Source organism: [Clostridium] citroniae WAL-17108, assembly GCF_000233455.1.
GTDB lineage: Bacteria > Bacillota > Clostridia > Lachnospirales > Lachnospiraceae > Enterocloster > Enterocloster citroniae.
Window position 1 is genome coordinate 74,180 of record NZ_JH376423.1, and the last position, 15,024, is coordinate 89,203.

The 15,024-nt window shown below is 52.7% G+C and carries 12 protein-coding genes; 10 read left to right on the top strand and 2 right to left on the bottom strand.

The genetic code is table 11. The features are described 5' to 3' along the window. Nucleotides 1–150: 150 nt before the first annotated feature. From HMPREF9469_RS15585 to HMPREF9469_RS15620, 8 genes are all read left to right on the top strand, one after another. Nucleotides 151–2,409, top strand: a complete 2,259-nt coding sequence (locus HMPREF9469_RS15585; RefSeq protein WP_007863572.1) for a type 2 periplasmic-binding domain-containing protein — start codon at nucleotides 151–153, stop codon at nucleotides 2,407–2,409. Beyond that, nucleotides 2,372–3,229, top strand: coding sequence for a carbohydrate ABC transporter permease (locus HMPREF9469_RS15590; RefSeq protein WP_007863573.1), 858 nt, complete (start codon nucleotides 2,372–2,374; stop codon nucleotides 3,227–3,229). Before HMPREF9469_RS15585 ends, HMPREF9469_RS15590 begins: the two co-directional genes overlap by 38 nt. Next, nucleotides 3,226–4,068, top strand: a complete 843-nt coding sequence (locus HMPREF9469_RS15595) for a carbohydrate ABC transporter permease (protein WP_007863575.1) — start codon at nucleotides 3,226–3,228, stop codon at nucleotides 4,066–4,068. The genes HMPREF9469_RS15590 and HMPREF9469_RS15595 overlap by 4 nt, the downstream gene beginning before the upstream one ends. A gap of 6 nt (nucleotides 4,069–4,074) precedes the next feature. Further along, nucleotides 4,075–5,748: a coiled-coil domain-containing protein gene (locus HMPREF9469_RS15600; RefSeq protein ID WP_007863577.1), complete on the top strand. Its 1,674-nt coding sequence runs from the start codon at nucleotides 4,075–4,077 to the stop codon at nucleotides 5,746–5,748. Continuing rightward, nucleotides 5,745–6,797, top strand: a complete 1,053-nt coding sequence (locus HMPREF9469_RS15605) for an ABC transporter permease (protein ID WP_007863578.1) — start codon at nucleotides 5,745–5,747, stop codon at nucleotides 6,795–6,797. Before HMPREF9469_RS15600 ends, HMPREF9469_RS15605 begins: the two co-directional genes overlap by 4 nt. A 71-nt stretch (nucleotides 6,798–6,868) precedes the next feature. Then, nucleotides 6,869–8,956, top strand: a complete 2,088-nt coding sequence (locus HMPREF9469_RS15610; RefSeq protein WP_007863580.1) for a PTS sugar transporter subunit IIC/EAL domain-containing protein — start codon at nucleotides 6,869–6,871, stop codon at nucleotides 8,954–8,956. Between the two features lie 99 nt (nucleotides 8,957–9,055). Beyond that, on the top strand, nucleotides 9,056–9,445 hold the full coding sequence (locus HMPREF9469_RS15615; RefSeq protein WP_007863582.1) for a BlaI/MecI/CopY family transcriptional regulator: 390 nt from the start codon (nucleotides 9,056–9,058) through the stop codon (nucleotides 9,443–9,445). After that, nucleotides 9,442–11,562 carry a M56 family metallopeptidase gene (locus HMPREF9469_RS15620; RefSeq protein ID WP_007863584.1) on the top strand — a complete coding sequence of 707 codons (2,121 nt, stop codon included), beginning with the start codon at nucleotides 9,442–9,444 and terminating at the stop codon, nucleotides 11,560–11,562. The genes HMPREF9469_RS15615 and HMPREF9469_RS15620 overlap by 4 nt, the downstream gene beginning before the upstream one ends. Here HMPREF9469_RS15620 and HMPREF9469_RS15625 read toward each other — a convergent pair. After that, the gene (locus HMPREF9469_RS15625; protein ID WP_007863586.1) at nucleotides 11,537–12,364 is read right to left on the bottom strand and encodes a metallophosphoesterase; all 828 of its coding nucleotides are present in this window, start codon (nucleotides 12,362–12,364) and stop codon (nucleotides 11,537–11,539) included. The two genes, HMPREF9469_RS15620 and HMPREF9469_RS15625, sit on opposite strands and share 26 nt — an antisense overlap. Nucleotides 12,365–12,994: 630 nt before the next feature. Here HMPREF9469_RS15625 and HMPREF9469_RS15630 point away from each other — a divergent pair. Both HMPREF9469_RS15630 and HMPREF9469_RS15635 read left to right on the top strand, forming a co-directional pair. Then, complete coding sequence (locus HMPREF9469_RS15630; protein ID WP_007863589.1) at nucleotides 12,995–13,261, top strand: acylphosphatase; 267 nt, start codon at nucleotides 12,995–12,997, stop codon at nucleotides 13,259–13,261. Between the two features lie 46 nt (nucleotides 13,262–13,307). After that, nucleotides 13,308–14,159, top strand: a complete 852-nt coding sequence (locus tag HMPREF9469_RS15635; protein ID WP_007863590.1) for a YihY/virulence factor BrkB family protein — start codon at nucleotides 13,308–13,310, stop codon at nucleotides 14,157–14,159. On the opposite strand, the gene HMPREF9469_RS15640 is transcribed toward HMPREF9469_RS15635, so the two are convergent. Continuing rightward, entirely contained in the window at nucleotides 14,101–15,006 is a 906-nt protein-coding gene (locus HMPREF9469_RS15640) for a LysR family transcriptional regulator (protein WP_007863592.1), read from the bottom strand. The genes HMPREF9469_RS15635 and HMPREF9469_RS15640 overlap by 59 nt on opposite strands. Between the last annotated feature and the right edge of the window lie 18 nt (nucleotides 15,007–15,024).

Here is a 15,024-nt window from a genome sequence, read left to right on the forward strand (position 1 = left end):
GTTATTCTAATCTAAATAAGATCCAAACACATTATAACAGAGAAATCTCTAAAAAACCTAAAAGAAATTTTACCAGTTTTTCAGATGTTTTAGAGATTTACCTGATATGATACTGGTGAAATGAAAATGGACAAAAGGGAGACTGATAATATGAGAAAAAAATTAATAAGCCTTTGCCTTGCACTGTGCCTGACAACGGGCGGCCTGTGGGGATGCTCGGCTCCTGCGGGGACCGGGGAAACCGGAGCTTCCCGGGCTGCAAAGAACGCGGGTGCCGGACGGGATGAGAACATACCAAAGGGAAGATATGCGGAAAGCACGATCAGCATTCCCCTGGAAGAAGGGGAAATCATTGCTGACATGGTTCAGACACAGGATAAGATTCTGGAACTGTATACGCTTAAGGATGGTACGGCCAGGCGGTATAGATGGGCCGGCGGAAACTGGGAAAGGGAAGAAAAGAGCCTGCTGGAAGGGGTTGAGATCCCCTTCGGTATTCTCCATGTGGTCTATGGGCAGGACGGTTACCGGTACGCGGTCTTCCCAAAGGGAGACGACTATAAGTTCCATTTGCTGAAGCTGGCAGAGGGGAAGGAACCACAGGAGCTTTTGGAGGATGTGTTTTCCGTCAAACATGAACGCGGTTTTTATGAGGTAAGGCCGGATTTCGTGGCAGTGGCGGAGGATGGGAGCATTTTCCTGTCCGGCAGCAGAGAGACAAATGTATACAGCCCTCAGGGAGAGCGTTTGGTTTCCCTGCCCCAGGAATGGAGTTCCTCGGAATGGAAGGAATCAGGACTTCTTTTGGATCATCTGTATATAACAAACGGGTCTAACGGGTATCTGGTATATGATATCACCACCGGATCCGCATCCCCGAAAGAGGAGATCCCTTATCAAAGCTCAGTCTATGATCAGTTTTTGCCCATTGCCCATGACGGCGGCGGGGGGATCTTTACGGTCAATTCCCAGGGGATCCACCACATGAATCCCGGGGGGAGCATATGGGAGACAGTGGCTGACGGGACTCTTAACTCTTTGAGCCTTCCAAGCGCGTATGCCAGGAAACTGTTCGTGGGCGCTGAGAATGATTTTTACGTCTGGCTGCAGCAGTCCGATAAAAGTGAGATCAAACATTACACATATGATCCTGAGATGCCCTCCGTGCCCTGCCAGAACCTGACCGTATATGGCCTTAACCTGGAAAGCACGGATACCATACGCCAGGCAGCCTCCATGTTCCAGCTGACGCACCCGGACGTGAGGGTGGAGCTGATCGATGGACAAACAGACAGCGGGGGGACCACGGACTCGGATACCATAAGATCTTTGAACACGGAACTGCTGGGCGGAAACGGAGCGGATATCCTGGTCCTTGACGGGCTTCCGGTTCAGTCCTATATGGAAAAGGGAGTGCTTGAGGATATGAAAGACCTGCTGGCACCCATGACCGCGTCAGGGGAACTGATGGGACAGATTGCAGGACCGTACACAGAGGACAGCGGCAGCATCTACCAGATCCCCACCAGAATGATACTTCTCGCCGCGTATGGGGACCAGGAGGCCATAGACAGCCTTGCATCCCTGGAATCCATGAGGGAATATCAGAGCGATCCCTCTCATCTGCCGCTGCGCACCAAGACAAAATATGAGAATCTGACGCGCCAGATACTGAGCCTTTGCTATGAGGAGATCGTGGACAGTGAAACGGGAAGGCCGCGTCCGGGGAAGATCCAGGAGCTGCTGGAAACCGTGAAGGTGCTGGGCGATGCCTGCGGCGCCAGGGCGGACTTTGACGAATCCGAGGACGGGGGAAGAGGACGTATCTATAACCGATCCATTGGAGCGGATGGCCTTATGGACAGCGAGTATGACAGTGTGGACCGGGGCAGGAGCGCTATTGCCATTGATAAAATACGGGGAATGTTTGACACCCTGCTTCCCCTGGCCGTGCAGAGAAACCACGGATTTAAAATGGAAAACCTGAAGGATTCCTATCTTCCCTCCGGTGTTGTGGGAATCAACAGCGCCAGCCCAAGAAAGGACCTGGCAAAGGAATTTGTTCTCTACGTACTGAGCGTGGAGGTCCAGTCCAGCGACCTGGCGGACGGACTCCCCGTCAATGCCCTGGCCGCAGAGGCGTGGGTGGAAAGGGAAGACTCAAGCAGCGCTATGGTCAGTGTCAGCGGCGGTGAAGACGGCTACACAATAGCAGGTGCCTGGCCCACAAAGGGAGAACGCCGTATGATATTTGATGCGGCGTCCAGGGCCAATAAGCCGGTGAGAACAGACCGCGTGTTGACGGAGATCATAATCAATGAGACCAAAGGATACTTTGAAGGGAGCCTTTCACTGGAACAGGCAGCCCAGAATGCCCAGAACAAAGCGAATCTGTATTTCTCAGAATAAAAAGCCATGGCTGTTTCTGGCACCCAGCCTGGCAGGGACCGCCCTGTTTGTCCTCATACCTTTTGCGGATGTGGTGATGCGTTCCTTCTACCAGGCCGTGGGAGGCCGGTTCGTGGGCCTGGAAAATTTTGTCCAGGTGTGGAACAGTCAGGCATTCCGCCTGGCTGTGAGGAATACCCTGCGTTTTATCCTGGTATGCATACCGTCCCTGATGGCGTTTTCCCTGTGGGCGGCTGTCCTGGTAACAGCTGCCTTTAAGGGGGGGAATGTGTATAAAACCACGATCCTGCTGCCCCTGGCAATCCCGGTTGCGTCAGTGGTCCTGCTGTGGAAAATGCTGTTTTATCCTCAGGGCCTCTTAAACCAGCTGGTGGCAATACTGGGATTTGGGACCAGGGACTGGCTTAACCAGAACAGCGCTTTTTATGTCCTGGTATTTACCTACATATGGAAAAATACAGGGTATGATATGATGCTTTGGCTGGCTGGTCTGGATGGGATCCCGCTGGAGCTTTATGAAGCAGCCAGGGTGGATGGAGCAGGTTCCCGGCAGATCTTTTATTACGTCACATTACCCTGCCTTAAAAGCACTGCATTTCTGGTGACCGTGCTTTCCATTATCAATTCCTTTAAGGTATTCCGGGAGGCATATCTTATTTCCGGGGATTATCCCCATGAGAGTATTTATATGATGCAGCACCTGTTTAATAACTGGTTTGTCTCGCTGGATATCCAGAAGATGAGCGCTGCATCAGTGATGATCGAATCATCGGTGCTGATTCCGGTGATTATATGGATCCGGCGGAGGAATAAAAAATGATCAAACGTTTCCTGGTAAGGGCGGCCCTGATCTTTATATGCCTTTTCATATGGGTTCCCCTTTTATTGATGGCAGGAAATGCGCTTATGTCCGAGGGGGAAATGCTTCAGCGCTTCGGCGCTATATTTGGAATGGGAAATGCTCCTGTAAAAGCTGTATTTCTCCCTGAATACCCCACCTTAAGACCCTTGGTGGAATTACTCATCGATTCCCCTGGTTTTTACGTCATGTTCTGGAACTCCTGTTTCCAGACCGGCATGGTTTTGCTGGGGCAGCTGGTGGTTGCACTTTTAGGCGCCTGGGGATTTGCCTGTTTTCAGTTTAAGGGAAAAAAAGCCCTGTTCCTTCTTTACATCATTCTCATGATGCAGCCGTTTCAGGTGACCATGGTGCCTAATTACCTGGTCCTAAAAAGGTTCTATTTGCTGAATACCCACCTGGCAGTCATTCTGCCGGGTATCTTTTCCGCGTTCCCGGTATTTATCATGACAAAATTTTTTGAATCCATTCCCAGGCCTCTTTTTGAGGCGGCGCGCCTGGACGGGGCAGGAGAAATGGCTATTTTTATGAAGATCGGGATTCCGGTGGGAAAGCCTGGGATCGTATCCATGCTGGTCCTGGGATTTCTGGAAACATGGAATGCCATTGAGCAGCCCATGACATTCCTGAAGGAAAAGCGGCTGTGGCCCCTGTCCCTCTACCTGCCGGAGATCACATCCGACAAGGCAGGGGTTGCGTGGGCTGCGTCCATTATCATGATGGTACTTCCCGTGGTCCTTTTTATGATGGGACAGGAATCACTGGAGCAGGGGATTGCCGCATCAGGAATCAAGGAGTGAATGAACATGAAGAAAGCAGCAATTACATTTCTGGCCCTTATGGCGGCTCTGACCTTTTTGTCCAGGGCCCTGGATTCCGTCACGGTCACCAGGGTACAGGTAGGATACGGAAAACAGGGAGTGGTCCCGTATCTTATAGAGGGGGACGGGACATTTACGGCAGACAAAATGGCATACATATCACTTCCTGAAAATCTCCAGGTGGGGGACATACTGAAGCATTCCGGGCAGATGGTCTTAAAGGGGGAGGCCATCCTTTGTCTGCAGATGGAGAGTCTGGAGGAGGAACGTGAAAAACTTTCCGTGGAGTTTGAAAAGGCCAGGCTGGCCCTTGAGCAGGAGCGGCTCTCCTCTGTGCCGGTCCCACGGCTGACCGAGGAGGCCCTGGCCGCCCAGTCCGTAGCGGCGGCACAGCGGGCCCTGGAACTAGGCAGGCAGGACCTGGCGGAAGCTGAGGAAAAGCATGCGTCAGCTACCGCTGATCTGGAACATGATTACATTCAAAAAAAGAACCGCACCAGGGAAGAGGTGAGGGAGGACAACCGCAGAGCCATGAAAAGCGCCGGAAGGGCCTATGAATCAGCGCAGGTAGCCAGGGATTCCGCGGTAAGAAAGGGGGAGCGTGAGGTAGAGGATAAGCAGAAAAAACTGGACCGGCTGGAGGAACAGGAGGACGCCTCCCAGCAGGAGATCGAGAAAGCGGCCCTGGAACTTGAACGGGCCGAGGAGGATCTGGAGGATATCCGGGATGAGCAGGATCTGGCAGTGGAGGAGGCCAGGGCAAAGATGTATGCTGCCGAGGAGACATATGAGGATATTGATTACGGGACTGAGAACGCCAAAGAGGAACTGCGCAAGGCATATGAGGATGCCGTGAAGGCGGAGGACGCCAAGGTGGAGGAAGCCAGAAGAAAAATACAGGACTTGGAGGAAGGACTGTATCAGTCCATGGAAAAGCTGGAGAACGCCAGGGTATCTGACGCAGGTACTGTTGCGGGGGAAGCTGCCCAGAGGGAGATATCCAGGCTGAGACAGGAATCCATGAAGCTGGATATGGAACAGATCAAGAGAAAACTGGAAAAAATAGAAGAATTGATTGCGGACAAAGGACAGATCAGTTCCAGTGTGGAGGGCGTAGTGGCTGATATGGACCTGAAGGCGGGGGACAGGATTGAATCCGGGCGCCAGATCAAGCTGGCAGTGGGAAATTTAAACCTGACCTCCCAGGTGGATAAGGAGAAAGCCGGTCTTTTAAAACCAGGAGCCAAAATGACGGTCAAGCTGTTGGGACAGCAGGCCGGTGTGGAGGCGGAGATAACGTCCGTTGACCAGATGCCGGAGGACGAAACAGCACAGGTCACAGCCGCCATGCCTCAGGGACAGGGGAGCCTGGGAGGCAGTGCATCCTTTGCGGTAAACATGGAATCAGGGGCATACTCCTGTGTGATCCCCATCGGAGCACTGAGGGAGGATAACACAGGATTTTTCTGCCTGGCTGTCCAACCAAAGAGGACCATACTGGGGGAGGAGATGACGGCAGTGAGGATCGGGCTGGAGGTACTGGAAAAAAGCAGCACTGCTGCAGCTGTTTCAGGCGCCGTTACACCGGAGATGAAACTGATCACAGAGTCGGACAAAGGTGTGGGAGAAGGGGACCGTGTCAGGGTGGTGGAATCATGAGAAAATGGATCATACTTTTCGTTCTGGTGACCCTGTGGGGATACGGGGGGATACAGGCATTGAGTCTGAACACAGCAGACGGCCGTATTTTTATGTATTACCGGGAAGGGGAAGGACCCAGGGCGGAGGAACTGGACCGGGCCCTCGGCCGGGAGCAGGGAGAGACGGCCGGAACTGAAAGGGAGGATCAAGGGGGAAGCGTTTATCCGGAACTAACAGCCTGGTCCCTGGCTGAGGAGGTAAAGGTGCAAAACCTTGAGCTGGGCAGGGACAAAAAAGCGGATTGTCTGTCCGTTTACGGCCTGATGGAACTGGCTTCCTGCCGGGAGCTGGAACAGGGGACATACGGCTACAGGACGGACAGGGAGGGATGTGTCATCAGTAAGGGGCTGGCCATGGACCTGTTCGGGGCGGTGGAGGTGACAGGCAAACGCGTGGTCTGCAGGGACAGGCCATATATTGTCAGGGGCGTTACGGATGACCCGGACTGCGTTATATTGATCCCTGCAAAAAAGGAGGAGGGGATGCGCTGTCTCCTTATGGATTATGGGAAGGGCGCTTCCGCAAAGACAAAGGCGGAAGGGTTTTTGTACCGGTATGGAATGAAAAGAGGGTATGTTTGTGTGGACGGCTCTCTTTTTTTCGCCGCAGCCGGCATGGCGTCTCTCCTGCCGCTTTGGGCGTCTGCCCTCTGGCTTTGCCAAAAAACAGTCAAGCCGGACCTGGGGGTGAGAGACCGAATGTGTTCCGGCGGGGCCGGTATACTGCTGCTGGCAGCGGGCATATTCCTTATATGGCGGCTGGGATTTGGGATACCCGGGGATATCATTCCCACCAGATGGTCTGATTTTGATTTTTGGACCAGGAAGTTTGGGGAACTGCAGTCCGACATGGAACGCATGGGGGAAGCGTATCAGGTGCAGTGGCTGGATGATCTGAAAAAAAGGCTGTTTGTATGCACTGTCTGCTGCCTGACAGCAGGGACAGGAGGAATAATCTGGCTTCACTGTATGAAATGGGGGTGGAAAGGAAACGGATTTAGAGTATAATAGGGGTATGGTTTTATAAAATGCTGTTTGTGGGGGCCTGTTGGGTTGGATGACAGGCATGGGGAGGGGTTATGGAGCGAATCCGCAGGTTTCTGAATAAAAATATATTTATTTTCTCTGTGAGGCAGGGGCTTTTGCTGACCATACCCTTCCTGATCATGGGGTCGTTTTCTATGGTGATCATGCATTTTCCCGTGGAGGTATGGCAGGTCTACCTGGCTTCCATGGCAGGAGGAGTCATACATACCTTTCTGATGGGAGTCTACCAGGCCACCTTTGGTTCCCTTTCCTTTATTTTTATACTGATGATCGCCTATGCATACGGGGAGGAACAGAGGGTTTATGACAGCACCCATGTATTTTTCCCCGCCGTGTCCCTGTGTTCCTTTATCGCATTCTGCTATCCCACAGGAGGGCTTTCCATATGGGGGCCGGAGTGGAGCTTTACCGCGATCTGCATTGCTTTGGCCAGCTGTTTTATCCTCACCGTGTTTTACCGGTGGGTCTCAGGCCATCAGAGACTATACACCGTGGGCGTGGCGTACCATTTTAATGCTTCCATGCAGAGCCTGCTCCCCGCCGTGGCCACCATTGGGATCAGCGGCATCACGGGACTGCTCCTGTACCTGGTATTTGAGGATACCAATATTATGAACTTCGGCTCCTACCTTTTTATGCGGCTGTTTGAACATATGGGAAACAGCCTTTTTTCCATGCTCCTCTATATCCTCATATCCCATGTGCTGTGGTTTTTCGGGATCCACGGAACCAACACGCTGGAGGCGGTATCCCGCCGGCTGTTTGAATCCGAGGTGGCCGTTAACCAGGGGATGGCGGCCCAGGGGCTGGTGCCAACCCGCATTTTCAGCAAGACATTTCTGGACACCTTTGTATTCCTGGGGGGAAGCGGCTGTGCTTTGTGCCTGGTACTGGCCCTGTTTCTGTCAGCCAGGAAAAAGAACAACCAGCGCCTGGCAAAGCTGTCCCTGCCCGCGGTCATCTTTAATATCAATGAACTGGTACTGTTTGGTTTCCCTATCATATTCAGCCCGGACATGATCCTGCCCTTTATCCTGACCCCCATGGTGCTCTCTGTGATCAGCGGACTGGTCATGTCCCTTCATCTGGTGCCGGTGGCATCCAGGAGCGTGGAATGGACCGTACCTGTCCTGTTCAGCGGGTACATGGCCACCGGGTCTGTGAGGGGAAGCCTGCTGCAGCTGTTTAACCTTGTGGTGGGGACACTGATATACATTCCCTTTGTACGCCACAGCGAGGTGATACAGGAGGGGGAATTCCTGGCAAAGATCAAGGACCTGGAAGCAGCCATGAGCCGGGATGAACACTCGGTCTGGGTACGGGATTTCCACTGGAAGACCTATGAGAACCGTCAGACGGCAAAGCTGCTCACATCCGACCTGCAGTATGCCCTGACAAAAGGGGAGCTGAAGCTGTTTTATCAGCCCCAGATGTACTATGATAAAACACTGTACGGGTGTGAGGCGCTGCTGCGCTGGAATTATATGGGCAATACATACATTTATCCCCCTTTGATCATTGCACTGGCTACCCAGAGCGGCTTTATCGATTCACTGGGTCTGACCATTGTGTCCATGGCCTGCGCTGATATGAAGAAAGCGGAGCGGGAGCTTGGATACCCCATCCCCTTTTCCGTGAACATCCTGCCCCTTCAGCTGGAGGACCCCGGCTTTGCGGGGAATGTGAACCGGATCCTGAAGGAGATGGATGTGGATGGGAAATACATGACCATTGAGCTGACGGAACAGGTTGCCCTGAATCCGGGTCCCAATCTGGAAGAGCAGTTAAGGCGGCTGAAACAGTCCGGCATCCGTATCAGTATGGACGACTTCGGCATGGGACACGGCTCGCTGAATTATCTGAACTCGGCTGACTATGATGAGGTAAAGATCGATGGATCCCTGATCAAGCGCCTTCCGGGCCATGCCCAGACCTGTGAGTTGGTGGGAAATATTGTAAATATGTCCCGCATCCTGAAGGTAAAAACAGTGGCTGAATGTGTGGAGACCGAAGACCAGGTCACGGTGCTGGAACAGCTGGGATGCGGAATCTATCAGGGGTATTATTACAGCAGACCCATTCCCTTGGAGGACTTGATCGAATATGTGAAGCACATCTGATTCCCGGCTTTTTGGTTGACATATGTCTACCTGCATGATAATATTTAAGTAGACGTATGTATACCTTGCCGAACAGGCAAAAGACCGGAGGTGTTTGGAATGACAGGAAAGGAAAAGGTCAATCTGTCCGATGGCGAATGGAAGATCATGAACCTGCTGTGGGAGGAACCGCCCCAGACGATCATGAATCTCACCAGGGCCCTTAAGGGCGATAAAGGATGGAGTAAGAATACGGTGATCACCATGCTGAACCGCATGGAGGCAAAGGGCGCCGTGCGCCATGAGGAGGGGGAACGGGCGAAACTGTTTTATCCTGCCATTGACAGGACGGACGCGGCTTTGCAGGAAACCAGGGGATTTTTAGAGAGGGTCTATGAGGGAAGCGTGAGCCTGATGGTGGATGCCATGGCTTCCTCCAAGTCCCTTTCCAAACAGGAGATTGAGGAGCTTTACGAGATCCTCAGAAAAGCAGAGGAGGGAGCGCCATGACAGAGGTCCTGATTTCTTCTTCCGCACTGATCCTGGCTGTCTGCCTCCTGCGCTTTTTACTGCAAAACAGGATCAGCATGAAGATCCGCTATGGCCTTTGGGGACTGGCCGCCCTCCGGCTCATACTGCCCATGTTCTATCCCCTGCAGAAGCTGACGGATGTGTTCCGGTCCAGGTTCAGCGTGATGAATGCGGCCCAGACCGTGAGACAGAACATGATTGCCCAGACAGATCTTAAGTATCTGGCTGACAATGTTGCCACGGGCCATGTTTACCACTTTGATGCTGCGGACGGGGCTGTCACCCTGGCCCAAAGGGCAGCGGGCATTGACTGGCAGCTTTGGATCATGGTGGTATGGGTTGTGGGAGCGCTGGTCCTGGGGGCATGGATGACGGTTGTAAACATCCGGTTTTACAGGATGCTGGTGAGCAAAAGGAAGATATTCCATGGGAAGACACCGGGCTTTGTGACAGAACGCATCTATACTGTGGAGGGGATGGTATCCCCCTGCTATTTTGGCCTGGGAACGGATGAGGCCATCTACCTTCCCCTGTCCATTGAAGGTGATGAGGAGAAGCTGCGCCATGCCCTGGCTCATGAGACCTGTCATGCTGCCCATGGGGACCGCTTTTGGGGCATTCTCAGATGTGTCCTGCTGTGTTACTATTGGGTGAATCCGCTGGTATGGGCAGCAGCCATTTTGTCAAAGAGAGATTGTGAGCTGGCATGCGATGAGGCGGCTGTAAGGCTGTTGGGGGAAGAGGAGCGGTATGCATACGGAAGAACCCTGGTAAGCCTGATCGCCCAAAACGGGGATAGGAAAAGCCTGTTTTCAGCTGCTACTACCATGACAGGAGGGAAACACACTGTCAGGGAGAGGATCCATGTGCTGGCCAGGCATCCAAGAACCACCAGGCTCATGGCGGGCGTGGTGGTTCTGATGGTGGCAGTGCTTGGAGCATGTACATTTACTGGAAACCTGGAGGAGACATCCTCAGGTGGAAACCAGGATGCAGTGGCAGGCAGTCTTTTGGAACAGCCGGGGGATGAAGCCGCCGGCGAAAGCCGGCCCCCTGTGGACAGCGAAAGCCGTCTTTTAGAGGAGACTGCCGGGGAATTACCCCGGGTCCCTGTGGGGGAAGGCGATATGCTGGCTCTTATTAAGACGGAGCTGTGGGGGAATTACTACCAGCTGACAATGGAACGCAGGGATGCCGGGACCGGTGAAGCTCTGCCCATCTCCTATGACAACGGGGGCACGGTTCAGGTGACGGCCTATGAGGATAGGGAGGGAACAAAGCTGTCCGGGGACGGGAAACCTGACCAGGGATACGGATATGCTCAGAGCGGGACCGAAGTATTTGTCATCAGTTTCTGGAACACGGAACAGGCCGGTTCCATCCGGATATCCATTACCCAGGATGGAAAGAGCGTGGATTATCTGTTTGTGACAAAGGACAGGGAGCTGCTGAAGGCATATACATCCAGCCAGGTGATCCATGGCCCTGACGACACACAGGCATCCCTGGCATCGGCACAGCTGTATCCCAATGCGGTCTGGCTGCGTCTTTTAGGATCTGATGAGCAGGAAGCGGCGGATCTTGGCGATAATCACAGGATCCTGCTGACCCTGGACCGGGCCGAAGATAAGGAAAACATGATTGATCCCCAGGTGCAGAGCAGGTCGGGAAGGGTGATCGATGTACTGTATTGTTTTGATGAGGATCTGTTTCCGGAAGCGGCGGTGGAGGATATTGCGGTGATGGAGGAGTCCGGGGCCCGCGGGGTTGCCACAAGGCTGGATGACAGCCAGACCTCCCTTGCCGTGTATGAAACTGCAAGAAAGTTCTGTGAGGCTTATATGGCGGGTGACAGAAAAAACGCGGCAAGGTACAGTTCTTTTCCTGAAAGGGAACTTTCAGATTCAGTTCCCATGGATGATTCAAAACCCGCGGACCTGACGATCCGCTGGGATCCGCAGCTGAAGGAGGTATACGCAGAGGCGGTATACCGGTTTTATGCAAAGGGCGAGGAGGACAGCTATACCTATCTGAACCTGGAACTGAAAAAGGCCTATGGGGAATGGAAGGTTACGTGGAAGGGCTTTGAAAAATAGGCTGGGGCCTGATGTCTATGATCACCAGTTCCGGAGGATTGTAAATGCGCGGAATATGGTTCAGGCACAGGCCGCGGCTGACGATCATGGAAGTGCTGCCCAGCTGGTATTGGCCGCCGGCAAAGGGGGGAAAGAAGCCCTGATGAGGGGCCAAAAGTCCATTGACCAGGCCCGGAATGCGTACCTGTCCTCCGTGGGCATGGCCGGATACAACAAGGTCAAAGCCGCTGTCTCTGTAGTATTTGGTCAATTCAGGCCGGTGGGACAGCAAGATGGAATAGATGTGGTCATCTGTGTGGGAACAGCAGTGCCAGAACTGTTCCTTCCAGCGTCTGTCAAGCCGTACCGCATGATGGGAATTGGTGTAGGCGTGAGGGTCATCCACCCCGCCGATCAACAGCGCCTGGTTTCCCAGGGTGAGCCGGGCAGTGGTTCCGGACAGGACAGTCACGCCATGTTCCGTGAACATTTTACACAGGGCTGGCATTTCACCGGTCCACTGTTCGTGGTTGCCTGAGACATAAAAACAGGGATATCCCGCTTTCAGGCCTTCCAGTAATAAAAGGGTCCCGTCAATGGGCACTTTGTGGTCCGCAATATCCCCGGCCATCAGGATCAGGTCGGGACACTGGCGGCGGATGGCTTCCAGCAGTATCTCCTGGCAAGGACCGTATGTTGTACTGTGAAGGTCTGTGATCAGGGCGGCCCGCAGTGGCCTGGTGATTTTATGGGTATGTTCTGTATAACTGCGGACCGTCAGTCCGCAGTAAAATGGATTCGTTATTCTGGTTCTTTTTTTCATATTAAACCCCGGATGTTAAATAGTAAAAAGGCAGGCCGCATGCATATTCAACAGTCTATGAACCGGTTGGGCGGCATATGAGTGGATTATATCACGGAACGAAAAACGGGTAAAGGAAATCATGGTTTTACACTGATTTTACGAAAAGTGCCTCTTGGATTTTACATGAATTTTATATAATAGAATCATATAAAATACAGTGGAGGTGTGGATGATGAAAATGATGAAAACATACTGGCCCCTTCTGCTGCTGGGATTAGCGCAGACAACTGTGTTGGCGGCATCCATAGCAGCGACACTGCTTCTGAAGGTCCGGATTGCCTGATGCCTTCCGTGTACAGCGGCCTAAATTCCCAAAATCGAAACATAACAAATACATCCATATAGAAGAAGGTCATTGCCTGCGGGATACGCAGAATCGGGCAATGGCTTTCTTTGGCTTGTAAAATGTAAACCGGTGCTATATAATTGATACCAAACAAATCCGGATAAAATGATGAACCGGCATTGAGCCCCGGATAAAATGGTGAACCGGCATTGAGTCCCGGATGGAAAGATGACACGGCATTGACCCGTAGGCATATCCTGCCGGGGTGCCAAAGAATGTGATGGAGTGAGGATTTTGTGAATATGATTAGAAAACACATAATATTTTCCGGACGCGTGCAGGGAGTAGGCTTTCGTTACACCTCCTGTTATTTTGCCCAGTCCCTTGGCCTGACCGGCTGGGTAAAGAATCTGTGGGACGGGGATGTGGAGATGGAGGTACAGGGGGATCCAAAGTCCGTTGCCCGTCTGGTGGAACGTCTGCATGAGGGGCGGTTTATCCGGATCGAACACATGGAGACAGAGGAGATCCCCGTGATTAAAGAGGGCAGTTTCCGGGAAATATATTAGGGCGTGGATGGATTTTCGCACACGCCCCAGGATCAGAGGAGAGTTTATGTTAGGTTTAATTGTGGCTGTGAAACGGATATACGATAAATACGCAGAGGATGAGATGACTGTGTATGCGGCTCAGGTTTCATTTTTTATTATTCTGTCCGTGGTGCCGTTTATCATGCTGCTGCTGACAGCCGTCCAGATGATACCCAGCGTCAGCAATGCACAGTTTATGGAATTGATCGTGGGACTGGTGCCCGTGGATTACAAATCCCTGGCCTTCCGTGTGGTAAACGACCTGTCCCTTAAGTCGCCGGCCACCATGATCAGTGTTACCGCCATCACGGCCTTGTGGTCTGCGGGCAGGGGAATGTTCAGTGTGGCCAGGGGACTGAACCGGGTCCATGGGCATGGGGAGAAACGGTGGTATGTGGTGAACCGTCTGATCTGTTCCGGTTATACCATTGTGTTTATACTGGTATGTATTCTTTCCCTTGGCCTTCTGGTGTTCGGCAATATGATCCAGGCCTTTCTGGTAAGCCGCTTTCCTATTGTTGCGGATGTGGTCACACACATTATCAATTTCAGGGCGCTGTGGGCCCTGATGATCCTGGTGGTCTTTTTCCTGGGAATCTACACCTTTGTGCCGGATAAAAAACTGAAGTTCAGGGAACAGATTCCGGGAGCATTGTTTTCCACCGTGGGATGGATGGGTTTTTCATTTGCATTTTCCCTGTATTTTAACCATATCGGGGGAAGAAATTATTCCTATATGTACGGAAGCCTGACCGCCATCGTGCTCCTGCTTTTATGGCTGTATTTCTGTATGTGCATCCTGTTTTTCGGGGCTGAGCTTAACTATTACTGGAAGGAACTGTTTCCAGGGGACGGTATGAGTCCCAGCCGCCGCTGAAATATGTGATGAAGTCCCGGCAGATAGCTGACATGGTCCCGTGTTTTCTGCGGATCAATGTGATATGGGAGGAAAAGCCGGGGGTTGTGATGGGTTTCAAAAGCATGCCCGGGCGGGTGCACCGGGCAATAGAAGCCGGGGTAATGGCAATTCCGATGCCCGTATCAGCCCAAGAAAGGCTGGTGCGGGCATCGTCATTGACGCACAGATAGTCCTGACGGTTATGGGGCAGCATGTGGTTCAGCACATTTTCCCAGCGCCGGTATATGATCAGGGGACAGGCGGCAAGCTGTCCAAGGCTGATGCTGTCGGCATGGGGATCGGGGAAATGTTTTGCCATTCCAACTGCCATCATGGGTTCCTCGGCCAGATAGAGGCAGTCATAGGACTCCTCTGGAAAGGGAGTTCTCACAATGGCAGCTTCGATCAGCCCCGTGTTCAGCTTGTCCATCAGCTGATAGGTATTTCCCTCATAGATACAGAAATTCACTCCGGGATGCTGGGTGCGGAACGCGGTGATCCGGTTTATAATGGCTTCTGTCTCCACTGAGGATATCATTCCAAGCCTTAAGGCGCCGTGGAGCCCGCGGCCCATCTGTTCCAGCTCCTGGCGGGCGGCCCCGGTCATGTCCAGTATGCCCTGGGCCCTGTCATAGAAAAGTTTTCCCGCCTCGGTGAGGATAATGGAACGGGAGCCGCGCTGAAACAGTGTGACGCCCAGTTCCTCCTCCAGCAGTTTCATCTGGGTGCTCAGCGGGGGCTGGGATATGTGAAGGGATTTGGCAGCAGCTGAAATGCTTCCTTCATTTACAATGGTAATAAAATATTCCATTTGCTTTAGATTCATGTCACCGCCTCCTATATG